Origin of the sequence: Massilia orientalis (assembly GCF_030411975.2) — a bacterium.
Taxonomy (GTDB): Bacteria; Pseudomonadota; Gammaproteobacteria; order Burkholderiales; family Burkholderiaceae_D; genus Telluria; species Telluria orientalis.
Window position 1 is genome coordinate 118,845 of record NZ_JASNRB020000019.1, and the last position, 14,573, is coordinate 133,417.

The window sequence follows — 14,573 nt, forward strand, 5'->3', positions numbered from 1 at the left end:
TTTTTGCGTGGCACAGCTTTTGCTGCCTTTTCCGGTGTCTAATGACCTGGGAATCAAAATGAAATTGAGCACTTTCGCCGGCATGTTGGCACTGGCTACCATTACGACTGCCGCACAGGCAACCAACCTGTCTTTCACGGGTGTGTTCAGCCATGACAACGACGTCCAACGCTTCACTTTCACGGTGAGCGGCACGTCGACCGTGACCCTGCGCAGCTGGTCGTATGCCGGTGGCGTCAATGCGCTCGGCGACACGATCGCCCGTGGCGGCTTCGACCCGATCCTGTCGCTGTTCGACGCGACGGGGGCCAAGCTCTATGAGCAGGATGATGCGGACTGCGGCGACGTCGCCGCCGATCTCATGACGGGCCGCTGCTATGACGTCAACTACAAGAATGCGCTGGCGGCAGGGACCTACACGGTGACGGTCCAGCAGTTCAACAACTTTGCCGCCGGATCGAACCTGGCCGATGGTTTCGCGCGCGATGGCGGGGCCAATGAGAACTTCCGCAACGGCTTCCTCGATTCGGCCGGCGACAAGCGCGATGGGCACTGGGCATTCGATATCCTGAACGTCGACACGGCTGCCGTGACGCCGCCGGCGGGCGTGCCGGAGCCGGCGTCGCTGGCGCTGCTGGGGATTGGGGTACTCGGGCTGCTGCGGCGCAAGCGTTCGTAAGCTTCCCTGAACGCCCAAACACAAAAGGGTTACGTGCATGAGCGCGTAACCCTTTGTTTTTACTGCTGAATCTTGGTGCCGGCTGCAGGACTCGAACCCGCCACCTGATGATTACAAATCCCCGAGTTTGATTATTCCGAAGTGTTGATCTGAGTTGAGCTTAGAGGGAAAAATTCATTGAAATCATATGCTTAATGCACATTGGCTGCTGAGTTTGCGTGGATTGGTGTTGATCAACATGTTATGATTTGGGTTACATGGCGGTTACACCGCGCTTACATGGAGCCCATATGGCGAAGGTCAGATTTACGGCAGGTAGGATCGATGACTTCCGGTGCGAGGCAGGCAAGTCGCAATCCTTCCTTTGGGATGCGGTCTCTCCAGGCTTGGGACTGCGCGCGACCGCGAGTGGGGCGAAGTCGTACATCTTTCAAGCTAAGCTGGGTCAACAGGCGATCCGGATAACGATTGGTGATCCGCGTACTTGGAGTATTGCAGACGCCCAGGCAGAAGCGCGACGGCTGAAAGTAATCGTCGATGGCGGCCAAGATCCCCGGAAACTCAAGGCAGATGAACTGGCCGCCAACGAAGCTGCCGCCGCCGCGGACCACGCCAAGCAGACGCGCGAGTCTGTCACACTAGGTGACATCTGGCCTGACTACATTGCCGATCGGATGGCAACGCGCACTGGTGGCTGGTCTGATCATCATGTGCGAGGCCATCAGAAGATGATGCAAGCTGGTGGACTGCCACAGAAGCGTGGCTCCAAGCTTACGCAACCCGGTCCCTTGCATTCTCTGGCAGGTCTCCGACTCGTCGATCTGACGGCTGAGCGTATTGAACAGTGGGCAAAGGAAGAGGCGAAGCTGCGCCCGGCTAGTGCGCGCCATGCTTGGCGTCTTCTGAAGGCTTGCATGAATTGGTGTAGCGAACACAAGACCTATTCCACCATTATCACCAGTAATCCTACGAAGAGTGCTCGGACACGAGAGTCCTTGGGCAAGCCCCAGGTGCGCAACGACGTACTGCAGCGCGAAATGTTGGCGCCCTGGTTTAGCGCCGTGCGCCAGATCAGCAACCCAGTTATCAGTGCTTACTTGCAGTGCCTGCTGTTGGTTGGCCCTCGCCGGGAAGAACTCGCCCAACTTCGATGGGCGGACGTCGATTTCCAATGGCGCAGCATGAAGCTGGCCGACAAGATTGAGGACTTCCGCATGGTGCCGTTGACGCCCTACGTTGCGCATTTGCTGGCGCAGCTGCCCCGTCGTAATGAATGGGTCTTCTCGAGCACCGCTTCCGCTGATGGCCACATCGCCGAGCCGCGGTATGCGCATAACGAGGCGTTGGCGGTAGCAGGCTTACCACACCTCACCCTGCATGGCCTGCGCCGCTCTTTTGCCACACTGAGTGGATGGCTAGAGACACCGGCCGGGATAGCTGCCCAAATCCAGGGGCATGCCCCGCAGGGAGTGCGGGAACAGAACTATATCCGTCGGCCCTTGGACCTCCTCCGAATGTGGCATGAGAAGATCGAAGCTTGGATGCTCGAGCAGGCTGGTATTACGTTTGTGCCTGCACAGGCAGGTTTGCGAATTGTGGAGACCGCCTGACTGCATCGCTACGAGTTCAAGCGCTGGGCCAAGCTTGGCCGACACGCGGAAAGCCTTCGTCTACCTGTCGGGCGCGCTACTTCAAATAGTTGAAATTAAGGAAATTCTATGTCTGCACTGGACGACTTTGCGGAAAAATTTGGGCGACCGCAATCAGCCTGGAGCAAGGACCAGTGGAAAGAGGTAGCGATAGCGCTCGCATCGCGACTTGACAGTGACATTCGGCCTCCCGCTAAGCGGGGTAGACCAAGCCATGGCAACAGCGCATTCGTAACGGATAAGAATGGCAAAGTGACTGTCTCGCAAAAGGCGAACTATGCAGCGCTCGCGTGGCAGGTCCAGCAGCGAATGGAAGATGCCGAGGCAACCGGTCGACAGCTCACGATGAGGGATGCCGTTCTGGAGGAGTTGGTTTTTTCGATACGACGGCACAACGATACCCCACCAGAGCGGCGTGGGGAAAGAAGCGGGGAACTCCGAGAGTCTCGGGCGAATGAGATGCTGGAAACCGCCTATACCGAGGTACGTAAGCTGCTGAGAAAGAGCCCCAAAAAGTTAGAGGCATAAAGAGCGGTAATGCTGGCAGAGGATATTTAATCGACCAAATTTTCCCCCTCTGCGAACATCAGAACATATCAACGCCTAGCAATCTGCCGAAGCACGACGGAAGACTTGGGGCGTTGAAACGAACTAGGCACGTTATCAGCGCTCCAAGTCCCGCCGAGTAAGGCAGGATTTTGGAGTGTTGAGAATGTCTGCAATCGTTCAATCCATCCCGTCCGAATTGGCCGCAATCGCTGCCGGCCGCGACCACATCCAGACCGCCGAATTTGCCCGTGCTGCTAACCGGGCAAGTCAAACTATCCGCAAAAACTACTGCCTTACCGGGCATTGCTTTGGCATCCGTCCGGTGAAATTCGGCAATCGCCTATTGTGGCCGGTTTCCGAAATTTCCCAGTTGCTGAACGGCCAGGAGGTGACTCATGGCTGACCCCAAAAAAGCAAACGGCACCGGTGAGGGTGCCGTTTCCAATGTCTCCGGCGGCCAGGCCAAGACAGCATTCCAAATCGATCAGCAAGCGAATCATACGACGATTCCCGTGCCGGTTGCAAATGCTGATCAGACCGAGGCGGACGCCAAGGCAAAGCGCAGCCGCAGCACGTCGACCGGCGCACAGATTGCCAAGCTGTTGGCCTTCCTCCGCGAGGGGCCGCAGACGACGCACTTCCTGCGTACTCAAGGGATTTCGCACCCTGGCGGTCGAGTAAATGACCTCCGCAAACGCGGCTGCGAGATCCTGACTCAGCGCGTAGGTACTACCGACTCTGACGGCTTCCAGCATGTGAACGTGGCGCAGTACGTCATGCTCAAAGAGGCGCCGCAACAGTCGTCCGTCAATCAGCAGGAGGCGAAATGAACGCCTTCAACCAACGAGCCGCCCAAGAGGCCTACCTTGTGCAACGTGCCGCCGTCAGGCGCCGCACTGTCTGCAACTCGTATGCTCGATACGAGGCCAGGAAGCAAGAATGGATCACCCTGCACCCAGGCGCCACATCTGATGAGTACCAACGGGCGATGACCGCTATCGCCCGGGAGGTGGGCATCTGATGTCTATCCAAGTCATGGCTAAGGTCTGGGCACAGTCCCAGGCTTCCGGCTCCGAACTGCTCTTGCTGCTCGCGATTGCGGATTTCTCCGACGATCAGGGGCATGCATTTCCCTCGGTGGCTACGTTGGCCCAAAAGATCCGGATGAGCCCGCGCAACACGCAATACCTCCTGCAAAAGCTTGAGGCAGGCGGCGAGCTGGAAATTAGGCGAAACGCTGGGCGCGGCGGTAGCAACCTGTATCGGGTGCAAACTTTGCGCCCCGAAAACCTTGCAGGGGGATGCAACAGCTTGCACCCCACCCCCGCAACAGCTTGCACCCCACCCCCGCAACCCGTTGCACCCGAACCGTCATTAACCATCAATGAACCGTCAGAGGTAGCTCCCAAGGTTCGCGCAAAGCGCGGGAAGAAGCAGGAAATGACTTTGGCCGAACGAAAAGCGCAATGTGAGGCAGAGGGCGTTCCGGTGATCCCTTCCGATAGCGCGGCCCTGAGGTACGCAAAGAGTGCGGGCATTCCTGACGACTTCATCGAACTGGCTTGGAAGGCATTCGTGACCAGGTACACCGAGGATCAGCCCGACAAGCGGTATGCCGATTGGGCACAGACATTCGCGAACGCCATCAAGGGTAACTGGCTCAAGCTCTGGCGCTTTGATGATGGATCGGCCCAGTACGTCCTAACAACCGTCGGCGTTCAAGAACAGCGAGCGCAAGGCGTGAACAAGCCTGCAAAGAGGGATTGGGTATGAGCGAGCGTGAAATGTGGAACGCGGAAGCCGAGCAGTGCGTTCTCGGCGGCCTACTGCGCGATAACGATGCACTCGACAATATCCAGTACCTGATGCCGGAGCACCTGTACGTTGGAGACAATCAGACCATTTTTGCCGAGATGCGCCGGCAAATCGGCGCCGGCCGCAAGGTTGATGTCGTCACGTTGGCCGACACATTGCGCGACCGCGTTCCGGACGCGTTTCAGTACCTGGCAACGCTGCATAGCAATTCGCCGAGCGCGGCAAACATCCGCCACCATGCCGAGATCGTGCTAGAACGCGCTCAGCGGCGTTTTCTGATGGCAGTCGCCACCGATCTTCATGCCGCCGCAAAAAACGCCCCGGAAGGCCCGCAAAGCGTTTGCGACCAGTTCGCGGCAAGGCTGGACGAAATCGGCCAGCGCAAAGGCGGCTCGGAACCTGTCCTGCTGGCTGAAAGTTTGGTTGATTACCTGGACCTGATCGACCGCCGTATGGAGGGGCTGATCCGCCCGGTAGAGACCGGATATAACGCTCTCGATCGCCAGCTTGTCGGCGGCTTGGAGCGCGGCACGCTTACCGTGGCAGCAGGCCGCCCCGGCACGGGGAAGACAGCCTTTGGCCTGGGGGTTGCTCGTAACGTCGCCCGCTCTGGTGTCGCGCTGTTCCTGAGCATGGAAATGAAGCGGAGCGCGATCATCGATCGGAACATTGCTGCTATCGGCAAAATCCCGCTTAACTGGCTGCGCTCTCCTTCGCAGCGAAACGATGAGACATGGGAGCGCCTTACCCCCACCATCAAGCGCGTTCAAGACCTGCGCCTGTTCATCGATGACGAGACGGCCTTGTCCGTCATGGCTATCAGGGCCAAGGCGCGCCAGATCAAGCGCCGGCATGGCCTCGATCTGCTGGTGATCGACCAATTGAGCTTCATCACAGCGGCAAAGAAGTACGACAACGCGGCCTATGCGATTGGCGAGATTACTCGCGCCTTGGTGGCTCTGTCGAAGGAGTTGGACTGCGCCGTCCTGTTACTGGCCCAACTGAATCGCGAGTGTGAGAAACGCACGAACAGGCGCCCGATCATGGCCGACCTCGCGCTGTCTTCGAGCATCGAGCAGGACGCCGCCAACATCGTTTTCCTGTACCGGGACGAGCTTTACAACGAGAACACGCCCGATCAAGGCATTGCGGAGGTCAATGTTGCCAAACAGCGGCAGGGACAGCCAGGCATGGTCGGCCTTGGGTACGAGGCGGCATATACGCGGTTCGTGGATCTCGGGCGGCCGTGGGCGCCACATCGTGACGAGCCGAAGAAGCCGGCCGGCCGAGGCCTTGCGGCAGGGTTGCGCTAATGCGGCCGCAAGCGTACCTCGATCATATTCGCGCCATCGAAGCGGAGTCAGGTCTTACCCCAGAGGCCCGGCAAAGGCTCCTAGATTCGGCCAAGCGACAGTTGCTCATGGCGCTGCCCAAGGCGACCCAGCGCATAGTCTTCGCCGAGCAGCTTTTGAGGCAAGGCCATCCGCGCGAACTGATCGCAAGCAGGCTGTGCGCCCGCTATGGCGTGCACGTTTCGCAGGCCTACCGCGATCTCAATGCGGCGCTCGACATTCCTCCATCACTTTCGCATGGAATGAGAATGGATGAGCCGACAATCAAATCTAACGAGTGATTGGAGTCCTGAATGGTAAGTTTGACGTACTTCGGCGCGGAGCTGTCAAAGGAAGTGGGCGACCCTCTGCCGTGCCTCCGCGCCGATCCTTCACCGCATTGGGTGACCCAGCAGGATCTGCTGGCGATGCTCAACGCTGGCGAGACGGTCCAAATTCGCCCGGCTACGTTCGCCGAGTTCTTGCGCGTCGAATCGGCGGTGGCGCTCGCTAAGATCGGACAAGGCGTACTGGAGCATCTGCAGGGAGTTCAGCCATGACGGCCGCAATACAAGCGAGCGCTGGCGCCGTCCAGGCTGGCGACGGATGTCCGGCCGCCCGGATCGTCGACCTCGAACGCGCAATGCTCGATATGCCGCAGGTCGAAATCCCGACGATGCATGACTTCGCGCCAGGGCTCTACATCCGCACCATCGAAATCCCGGCCGGCACGGTGCTGACGGGGCACGTGCACACCACGGAACACATCTTCATCGTGTCGAAGGGCGATCTCACGATCGCAACCGAAGATGGCCTGCGCCGCGTGCAGGCGCCGTTTCAGATGGTGTGCCGCCCTGGGCTGAAGCGCGCAGGCTATGCGCATACGGATGTCGTCTGCACGAACGTGCACATCACACCTGAAACCGACTTATCGAAACTTGAGGCGCTTCTCATCGAGCGCCCGCAACTGGAAGCGCCGCGGGCGCAGGAGGTAATCGAATGAGCTGGGTAGCAGCAGCAGTAGCCGGCGGTACGATCGTCGGTGGAATGATTTCCGGGAACGCGGCGAGATCGGCCGCGAACACCCAGGCCGACGCAGCTAACAACGCGGCTGCCCTCCAGCAGCAGCAGTACCAGCAGACGCGCGACAGCCTGCAACCGTTCATCAACTCCGGCTATGACGCGCAAGGCTCGCTGCGCAACCTCCTGGGCCTGGGCGCGCCTACCGACGGCAACACGTACGGCAGTCTGACGAAGCCATTCAATGCGCAGACTTGGGAGCAGTGGAAAGACCCAGGCTACGATTTCCAGCTGCAGCAGGGCCAGCAGGCGCTCCAGAACAGCCAGGCCGCGAAGGATGGCGTGCTGTCGGGCGCCGCGCTCAAAGACCTGATCAACTTCAATCAGAGCATGGCGGCTAATGCATTTCAGGGCGCCTTCGGCCGTTACATGACCACGAATGAGGCCACGTATAAGCGGCTTGCCGACCTGCTCGGCATCGGCGAGAACGCGGCGGCCGGCGCAGGTAACATGGGCGTGCAGGCGACTAACAATATCGCGAACACGCTCACATCGGGTGCGGCCGCCCAAGCCGCTGGCACCGTGGGTCAGGCAAACGCGCTGTCCGGTGGGATCAACACTGGCATGGGCTACTACATGCTCAACAACATGACGGGCGGGAAGCTGTTCGGCCAGCCCGGTGCGACAGCAGGCGTGGGCGCCAGGTTCGGCAACTCCATCGATTCCCCCATCAACGGAACTGGTCTTGATGGGGCTCAGTTCACCGGTTACGCGTAAGGATCGACTATGGCACTCGACCCCACTATCGCCCTACAGGCCCAGCCGCCAAGCTTCGACACCGCGCTCAAGCCGGTTTCAGCTTTGCTCGGCATTCAAGGCCAACTACAAGACCAGCAGACGCGCCAACTGCAGCAGAACCAGTTAGCAACCCAACTCCAGGAGCGCGAGAACCTGTCGAAAATCGACTGGAACCAATTTCGAGACCAGGACGGCAATTTTGACGCGGTGGGGGCGAGCGCCGCCGCCGTTCGTGCTTCGCCTGCATACTTCGGTCAGCAGTTGTCCAAGCATTTCAATGAGATGGCGAAGGACGCTCTCACCATCAAAAAAGGTGCGCAAGATTTGAACCAGTCTCAGCGCGAGTCGATGGGCGCCGTGATGGGCGCTCTCCTTCAGAAGGGTGACATCACACGCAACGACATCTACGACGGCATGTCCCAATATGTCGACCAGAACCCCGCTGCGGCCCGGCTTGTGCTGACCAGCCTCAAGCATATGCCGCAGACGGATGACCCGGGGGCGCTGCGCGACTGGTTGCAAATTGGGCGCAATGGCGTCCTCAAGCCGAGCGAACAGGGCAACGACACGAACTTCGTGAACACTGGCGGCCAAACGGAAGCCGTCAGCTCGAACAAGTTCGGCATCGGCGCGCCGAAAGTGGTTGGCACGATGAACAACACGCTCAGCCCGGCAGAGGCTGCGGGTATGGTCGAAGTGACTAACCCTGACGGCTCGGTGAAGTTGGTCCCGAAAGCGCAAGCCATGGAGCAAACCGGGCTTGGCGTCTTGCTGCCGCCGCAGATGCGGTCCCAGCCGAACCAGCAGGGAGGCGTGCAGCCGGGTGGCATGGGGACGCAGAACGGGCGTTACCCTGGCGGCGGCTTCCAGATCAAGCCGCCTGCCGGCGTGGTGGAGGCGGGCCAAAGGGCGAACGCGGCCGGCGGCGATCTGCTGGTAGCGGATCAGAAATCGAACGCCGAATCGAACACGCGCATCAACATGCTGCAAAACGCTGCCGCTGCACTGGGCCGCGCGGACAGCGGCCAAAACGCGGACAAGCTGCAGGCGATGCGTGGCACGCTCGTGACGCTCGGTCTTGCTACCCCGGATCAGGCGAACAAGGTCCAAAGCTACGACGAGGCGAGCAAATACCTTACCCAGTACGCGCAACAGAAGGCCGCATCGTTCGGTCATGGCACGGACGCGCAGCTCTCGGCCGCCATGACCGGGAATGGCAGCACGCACATTTCCAACCTGGCGGCGCAGGACGTGGTGAAGGTCAACATGGCCTTGGAGCGCATGGATCAGGCGCGCATGAAGGCTTGGGAAGGTGCGAACCTGCCGCCCTCGGAATACGCCAAGTGGAAATCGCAGTTCGGTTCGACGATGGACCCGCGTGTGTTCGTGGCTGATCAGCTCGACCCGTCCAAAGTGCAGACAATGGTGCGAGGCATGAGCCAGAAAGAGCAGAAGACCTTCCGGACCCAGTACAACTGGGCCGTGCAGAACGGCTTCATCAACGGGCCTCAGTGATGGCGGACTACGGTGACATCATCGAGCAGGCCGGCCGACAGTTCAACGTCGATCCGAAGCTACTCGCGCTCGTGGTCAAGCGCGAGAGCGGCGGCAATCCCGGTGCGGTATCGCCCAAGGGCGCCATCGGCCCCGCGCAGCTCATGCCCGGGACCGCGAAGGAAATGGGCGTGGCCGACATCAACGACCCAGTGCAGAACATCATGGCCGGCGCCAAGTATCTGTCGCAGCAGTTGGACAAGTACCAGGACGTGCCTACGGCGCTCGCCGCCTACAACGCAGGGCCGGGCGCCGTCGACAAGCATCGCGGCATTCCGCCGTACCCAGAAACTCAGAATTACGTAAAGGGCATCATGAGCGCATATCAGGGTGGGCAAGATCAAGAGTCGCGGGGTATGCCGGGTCTGCCGCCGGTCGTCGACGACAAGCAGTCTGGCGCCCCTGATCCGTTCTCCGTGCTGATGTCCAAGGGCAGCCAAGCGACCATGCCGCCGAGTGCGCCGACGTCGTCGCAACATCAGGACGCCGACCCATTTACGGTGCTGATGTCCAAGACCAGCGCGCCGGCCAATGCGGCCAAGCCGGAAGACCACTGGTCTATTACGAATTTGGGCGCTCAAGCTGGGCACGCGTTTGGTACAAGTATGCTCGGCGCGCAGCAGCTTGTCGGTAAAGGACTGAGTGCGATAGGCGCGGATGGGATCGGCGATTGGCTCCAACACGACGCCGAACGAGGTGTAGCCAGGATGGATCAGGAAGTGGCGCCGTACACTGGTCAGCACCCTGTGGCGGAATTTGGGGGCAAGGTGCTCGGGTTGGCCGTCAACCCAATCAACAAGCTTGTCCCTGGCGCTGGCGCGGAAAGTGGCCTTGCATCGATGATGTGGAATGGTGCAAAGGCCGGCGCCGTAGCGGGCGCTACAACTACCCCTGTGAAGGAAGGCGAGCCGTTCTGGCTGACTAAGCTGCAGCAAGGCGCGACGGGTGCGCTTGGCGGAGCCGTGGGTGCGCCGATTGGCGCAACGCTCGGCAGCATCCTTAACTCTGGCGTTAAGGCGGTCACGAACGCCTATAGGACGGTATCTGGCACCGTCAAAAATTTAGGTGCCGACGCCGAACAGCTCATCTCCAATACGCTGGCCCACAAGGGCGTCGATCCATCGGAAGTGCCACCTGAATATCTCGCCGGCCTCCGCGCCCAGGTGCAAGACGCCCTGCGCACTGGCAAGCCGGTAGACGACAAGGCGCTTGGTCGCCTGGCTCAGGCCAATTCCCTGCCGGTGCCGGTGCCGATGACGAGCGGCCAGATCTCGCGCGACCCCATGCAATTCGCAGTCGAACAGAATCTGCGCGGGGTGCATGGGGTTGGAGAGCCGATCACTGACCTGTTGCAGCGACAGAACCGGGCGCTGATCGACAACCTCAACGCCTTGGGCGCCAAGGACGCGCCGGATGTGGTCGACGCCGGGAAGACGGCCTTGGCGTCCCTGCGCTCGGCCGACGATGCCGCGCGCGCGAGGGTCGGCGCCGCCTATGACGCCTTCCGCAACGCGACCGGCCGGGATCTCGACGTTCCGCTGCAGGGGCTGGCGCAGGACTATGCGCGCGTGATGGACGACTTCGGCGATGCGGTGCCCTCTGCGGTGCGCAGGAAGTTTGAAGGACTCGGCCTGAGCGGCGGAACGCAGATGAAGACCTTCAGCATTCAGGACGCGGAAGGCCTGATCAAGAACATCAACGCGAACTACGACCCGAAGAATCTGGTCCAGGCCCGCGCGCTCGACCAACTACGCCAGTCGGTACAACGCTCCATTCAGGACGGCGCCGGCTCATCGGCTACAGGTGGACAGGCCGCGCAGCTCGCGGCCGCAGCGCGCCAGGCGGCCAAGCAGCGCTTCGACCTGATCGACCAGGTACCACTGTACAAGGCGGCGATCACCGGGCAGGAACCGGATAAGGTGATTTCCAAGTACATCCTTGGCGGGAATGCAGCGGACATTGGGGTCACGATGAAGCTGCTTGGTCAGACCGATCCGCACGCCGCCGCCGCGGTGAAGGGAGCGGTGCTCGACTCGATCAAGCGCAACGTCTTGAACGGCAGCACGGACGAAAACGGCATCTTCTCGCAGGCGGCGCTGAAAAAGATCGTCAACGATCCGAACAGTCAGGCGCGACTTCAACAGGTGCTGTCGCCGGAGGAAAACGCGACGCTCAAGCGCCTGGCAGAGGTGGCGGAGAATGCCCTGATGGCTCCGAAGTCTGCCGCCGTCAACACGTCGAACACCACAAGCGCCGCCGCCAATCTGGTCAATTCGACCGTAACCGGCGGCCTGAGCAACAAGGCATTGAACATCGGCAAGGAGAGCAAGATTCCGGTCGTGAGCGGCCTGTCTAGGGGACTTCTCGAAAGTCAACGTACTCAGCGTCTTTCGGATCTCGTGAACGGCGCCACGAACCCCGGGGTTTCGGCGCCTTTGAACTCGAACGAGTCGCACTTCCTCGCCGATATGCTGCGAATCGGCGGTACCAACGCTGGCGCCGGATCTTCCGCACGAAAGACGACAAAGTGAGCCCGAGCATATAGCCAGAAATGTAGTTCGGGACGATTTCATGGAACAGCATCAGCGTGAAAACCACGGCCATATACACCAGGGCACAGGCGAATAGGCCAACGGCAAGAGTCTGAATGTCCATATGGTCAGATGATCGCGAGGAATGATGAGCACATGCTAAACAAGATTCATGTTGCTCCATTGTAAACATAATTGGGAAAGGTAGAGTATGCACAACGATGACGAGATTGCCGAACTGCGCGCCCGCGTCGACGCGCTCGAGAGGGGCTTCAAGATGCTGGCAGAGGTGATGTCAGAGGGCGGCGGTCGGCTCCAAGCGCTCCAGGCTGTTGTGCACGCCCTGATCGTGACCAACCCGAACGGTGCAGCCTTTGGGCCGAGCCTGCAGCACGCGCTCGACGTAACCGAAGCGAACACGCTCGCGACGTCGTTGAATGAGGTGTACGTGGAATCGATGCAGGCGACCAAAGAAGCGTGCCTCGGGGACCTCGCCCGAATTAAGCCGCGCGACGATGACGAAGAATTTGCCAATGCGCTCATAACCCGGGTCATGTGGTCGTGGGGCGCGCCCGCTGAGCAGGGGCACGCATGACCGAGAAAAGCCGTGTCATAAGCGGAAAGCCTCAGACCTCAATCAGGATCGATTCAAGGCCTGATGAGACGGACGGCCAAGTACATGCCCGGGTAGTCACAAGCCCCGCGACTAATGCGGCAACTACCGTCTACATGTACCACTGCCTCAAGGATGGTGCGGACGTGAACGAGATCCACAGGCACATCGAGCAGCAGGCGCTTAGCGTCAACGGAGGTTCGATGGACCGGGTAGAAGCCATGCTCGTGGCCCAGGCGCATACGCTCGACGTGATCTTCAACATGATGGCCCAGCGTGCGGCTAACAACCTCGGGTCAGGTTATCTGGAGGCGACCGAGGCATATCTTCGCTTGGCCCTGAAGGCGCAGAGCCAATCCCGGGCGACCCTGCAAACCCTGAGCGACGTCAAGAACCCGCGTTCGGCGACGTTCATCAAACAGGCCAACATCGCGGAGCAGCAGCAGGTGAACAACGGGCCGGTGGGCGTTTCCGCCGACATCGCGCGCACGCGTGAGAAAGACATAACCCCGACGAACGAACTTTTGGAGGCATCACATGGCGAACGGATGGACTTTGGAGCGCCGGCAGCGGCAAGCGGAGCTGATCCGGTCATGGCGACCCTGGGAGCGGTCGACGGGGCCTAAGACTGACCAGGGCAAGGAGGCATCCTCTCAGAATGCCTTGCGGCACGGTATGCGCACTGAGGCATGGCGGCGCGAGAGGCAGGAACTGCGCGAATACATGCGCATGGTGGACGAGCAAATGACTGCACTGGAAGCGTAAGGAGAGAGAATGGCACGACCAAAGGCACAGCAGCCGGTTACGGCGCAGTCGTTCATGGAGGCATTGGCCGACGATTTCGCCAAGCATGGCTTAGACATCATCGAACAGATGAGGGAGAAAAGCCCCGCCGCTTACGCGATGCTTGCCCTACAGGCCATGCAAGCGCAGGCCAGCGGGCAGCAGATCGCAGAGGCGCGAGACTTCATGATGATAGCGGCCGGCCTGGGGCCACGCTGATGGGGTAACGTTTCGTTATCCCACGGCAGCCGTGATGCTCCGCACAGTAGTGGGAATTAGAGCACCGGCCGAGTCGTGAGACCATTTCGCGCGCGCGTGCGCGAGGAAGATGGCCTCGGCTGGCGAAACGAGAATGCATACTCGCGTCATGTGGTTCTTGTTTGTACTGCAGCATGGAACACTGTCTGAACGTTACCAGATAGCCCATCAAGCGGACTGGGCTACAGACAGCGCCTGATCAGGCTGGGCAGTGTTCCTTCGTCCAGCGCTTACCGAGCACACCAGTAATGCATGGACTCCATGGTCCTTTATAACCATCATCTGACGGCGGCCCAGCGTATATGCCGCCACCTGGTCCCGGATAAAGTCCGCCACCCGGGCCTTGATACAAGCCCCCGCCTGGACCTGCGTACATTCCCCCGCCTGGACCTGCGTAGAGACCTCCGCCAGGCCCGGCATACAGGCCGCCGCCCGGGCCTGCGTAAAGTCCGCCACCAGGTCCTGCGTAAAGCCCACCACCGGGGCCGGAATAGCAGGCTCCGCCAGGTCCAGCGTAACCTCGGCATTCGGCCGTATCGTCGGCTTCCGCGCCGGCCGGGATGACAGTTGTTGCCAGCAGAGTTACGACGACGATCGACCGAAGCAACGAAGAGGAATGGCAATAGATGTTCAAAAGCGCCCCTGAGGATAATTTCTTGTTAACAACATATTGCACCGCTGAAACTCCTGTCGGCTATCTTAATTAAACCGTATGAGGGAAATTAGATGACAAGTGCAGAGCGCCTGGTGCTGTACAAACTCCGGATGAAGAAGGCCGGCTTCCGCCGCGTCTCGATATGGGTATCGAGCGAACTGGCCGAGAAGCTGGTGAAGGACCGGGGGCCGGGCGAGTGCGGCGGCCGTACTTCCCGTACGGGGCAGAGGAAGATTCACAGCAGGTCGAAGCAGTGAAGATCTAGGGAAGCGCTGATCAATTCATCCGCACCACGTGCCACGGGCCTTGCCCATCTGCGATAATTTCAACCCATCCAA

At 60.2% G+C, this 14,573-nt stretch carries 17 protein-coding genes; all 17 read left to right on the plus strand.

The window, feature by feature from the left end; genetic code table 11:
• Positions 1–58: 58 nt before the first annotated feature.
• A complete protein-coding gene (locus QPK29_RS25880; RefSeq protein ID WP_371770410.1) occupies positions 59–679 on the plus strand; it encodes a DVUA0089 family protein in 621 nt (206 codons plus the stop codon).
• 290 nt (positions 680–969) lie between these two features.
• The gene (locus QPK29_RS25885) at positions 970–2,289 is read left to right on the plus strand and encodes a tyrosine-type recombinase/integrase (RefSeq protein WP_371770409.1); all 1,320 of its coding nucleotides are present in this window, start codon (positions 970–972) and stop codon (positions 2,287–2,289) included.
• Between the two features lie 751 nt (positions 2,290–3,040).
• Positions 3,041–3,280, plus strand: a complete 240-nt coding sequence (locus QPK29_RS25890; RefSeq protein WP_371770408.1) for a hypothetical protein — start codon at positions 3,041–3,043, stop codon at positions 3,278–3,280.
• On the plus strand, positions 3,273–3,707 hold the full coding sequence (locus tag QPK29_RS25895; RefSeq protein ID WP_371770407.1) for a helix-turn-helix domain-containing protein: 435 nt from the start codon (positions 3,273–3,275) through the stop codon (positions 3,705–3,707). Before QPK29_RS25890 ends, QPK29_RS25895 begins: the two co-directional genes overlap by 8 nt.
• Positions 3,704–3,898 (plus strand): hypothetical protein, encoded by a 195-nt coding sequence (locus tag QPK29_RS25900; protein ID WP_371770406.1) that lies wholly within the window; start codon positions 3,704–3,706, stop codon positions 3,896–3,898. Before QPK29_RS25895 ends, QPK29_RS25900 begins: the two co-directional genes overlap by 4 nt.
• Positions 3,898–4,650 carry a helix-turn-helix domain-containing protein gene (locus QPK29_RS25905; RefSeq protein ID WP_371770405.1) on the plus strand — a complete coding sequence of 251 codons (753 nt, stop codon included), beginning with the start codon at positions 3,898–3,900 and terminating at the stop codon, positions 4,648–4,650. The genes QPK29_RS25900 and QPK29_RS25905 overlap by 1 nt, the downstream gene beginning before the upstream one ends.
• Positions 4,647–6,005 (plus strand): replicative DNA helicase, encoded by a 1,359-nt coding sequence (locus tag QPK29_RS25910; protein WP_371770404.1) that lies wholly within the window; start codon positions 4,647–4,649, stop codon positions 6,003–6,005. The genes QPK29_RS25905 and QPK29_RS25910 overlap by 4 nt, the downstream gene beginning before the upstream one ends.
• 107 nt (positions 6,006–6,112) lie before the next feature.
• Positions 6,113–6,325, plus strand: coding sequence for a hypothetical protein (locus QPK29_RS25915; protein WP_371770403.1), 213 nt, complete (start codon positions 6,113–6,115; stop codon positions 6,323–6,325).
• Between the two features lie 12 nt (positions 6,326–6,337).
• Entirely contained in the window at positions 6,338–6,583 is a 246-nt protein-coding gene (locus QPK29_RS25920; protein ID WP_371770402.1) for a hypothetical protein, read from the plus strand.
• Positions 6,580–7,026 (plus strand): hypothetical protein, encoded by a 447-nt coding sequence (locus tag QPK29_RS25925; protein ID WP_371770401.1) that lies wholly within the window; start codon positions 6,580–6,582, stop codon positions 7,024–7,026. Before QPK29_RS25920 ends, QPK29_RS25925 begins: the two co-directional genes overlap by 4 nt.
• Positions 7,023–7,820, plus strand: coding sequence for a hypothetical protein (locus QPK29_RS25930; protein WP_371770400.1), 798 nt, complete (start codon positions 7,023–7,025; stop codon positions 7,818–7,820). The genes QPK29_RS25925 and QPK29_RS25930 overlap by 4 nt, the downstream gene beginning before the upstream one ends.
• 9 nt (positions 7,821–7,829) lie before the next feature.
• Positions 7,830–9,356: a hypothetical protein gene (locus tag QPK29_RS25935; protein WP_371770399.1), complete on the plus strand. Its 1,527-nt coding sequence runs from the start codon at positions 7,830–7,832 to the stop codon at positions 9,354–9,356.
• Positions 9,356–11,926 (plus strand): lytic transglycosylase domain-containing protein, encoded by a 2,571-nt coding sequence (locus tag QPK29_RS25940; RefSeq protein WP_371770398.1) that lies wholly within the window; start codon positions 9,356–9,358, stop codon positions 11,924–11,926. Before QPK29_RS25935 ends, QPK29_RS25940 begins: the two co-directional genes overlap by 1 nt.
• A 211-nt stretch (positions 11,927–12,137) precedes the next feature.
• Positions 12,138–12,521 carry a hypothetical protein gene (locus tag QPK29_RS25945; RefSeq protein ID WP_371770397.1) on the plus strand — a complete coding sequence of 128 codons (384 nt, stop codon included), beginning with the start codon at positions 12,138–12,140 and terminating at the stop codon, positions 12,519–12,521.
• Between the two features lie 164 nt (positions 12,522–12,685).
• Positions 12,686–13,165, plus strand: a complete 480-nt coding sequence (locus QPK29_RS25950; RefSeq protein ID WP_371770396.1) for a hypothetical protein — start codon at positions 12,686–12,688, stop codon at positions 13,163–13,165.
• 148 nt (positions 13,166–13,313) lie between these two features.
• Positions 13,314–13,541: a hypothetical protein gene (locus QPK29_RS25955; RefSeq protein ID WP_371770395.1), complete on the plus strand. Its 228-nt coding sequence runs from the start codon at positions 13,314–13,316 to the stop codon at positions 13,539–13,541.
• Positions 13,542–14,306: 765 nt separating this feature from the next.
• On the plus strand, positions 14,307–14,492 hold the full coding sequence (locus QPK29_RS25960) for a hypothetical protein (protein ID WP_371770394.1): 186 nt from the start codon (positions 14,307–14,309) through the stop codon (positions 14,490–14,492).
• Positions 14,493–14,573: the final 81 nt, after the last annotated feature.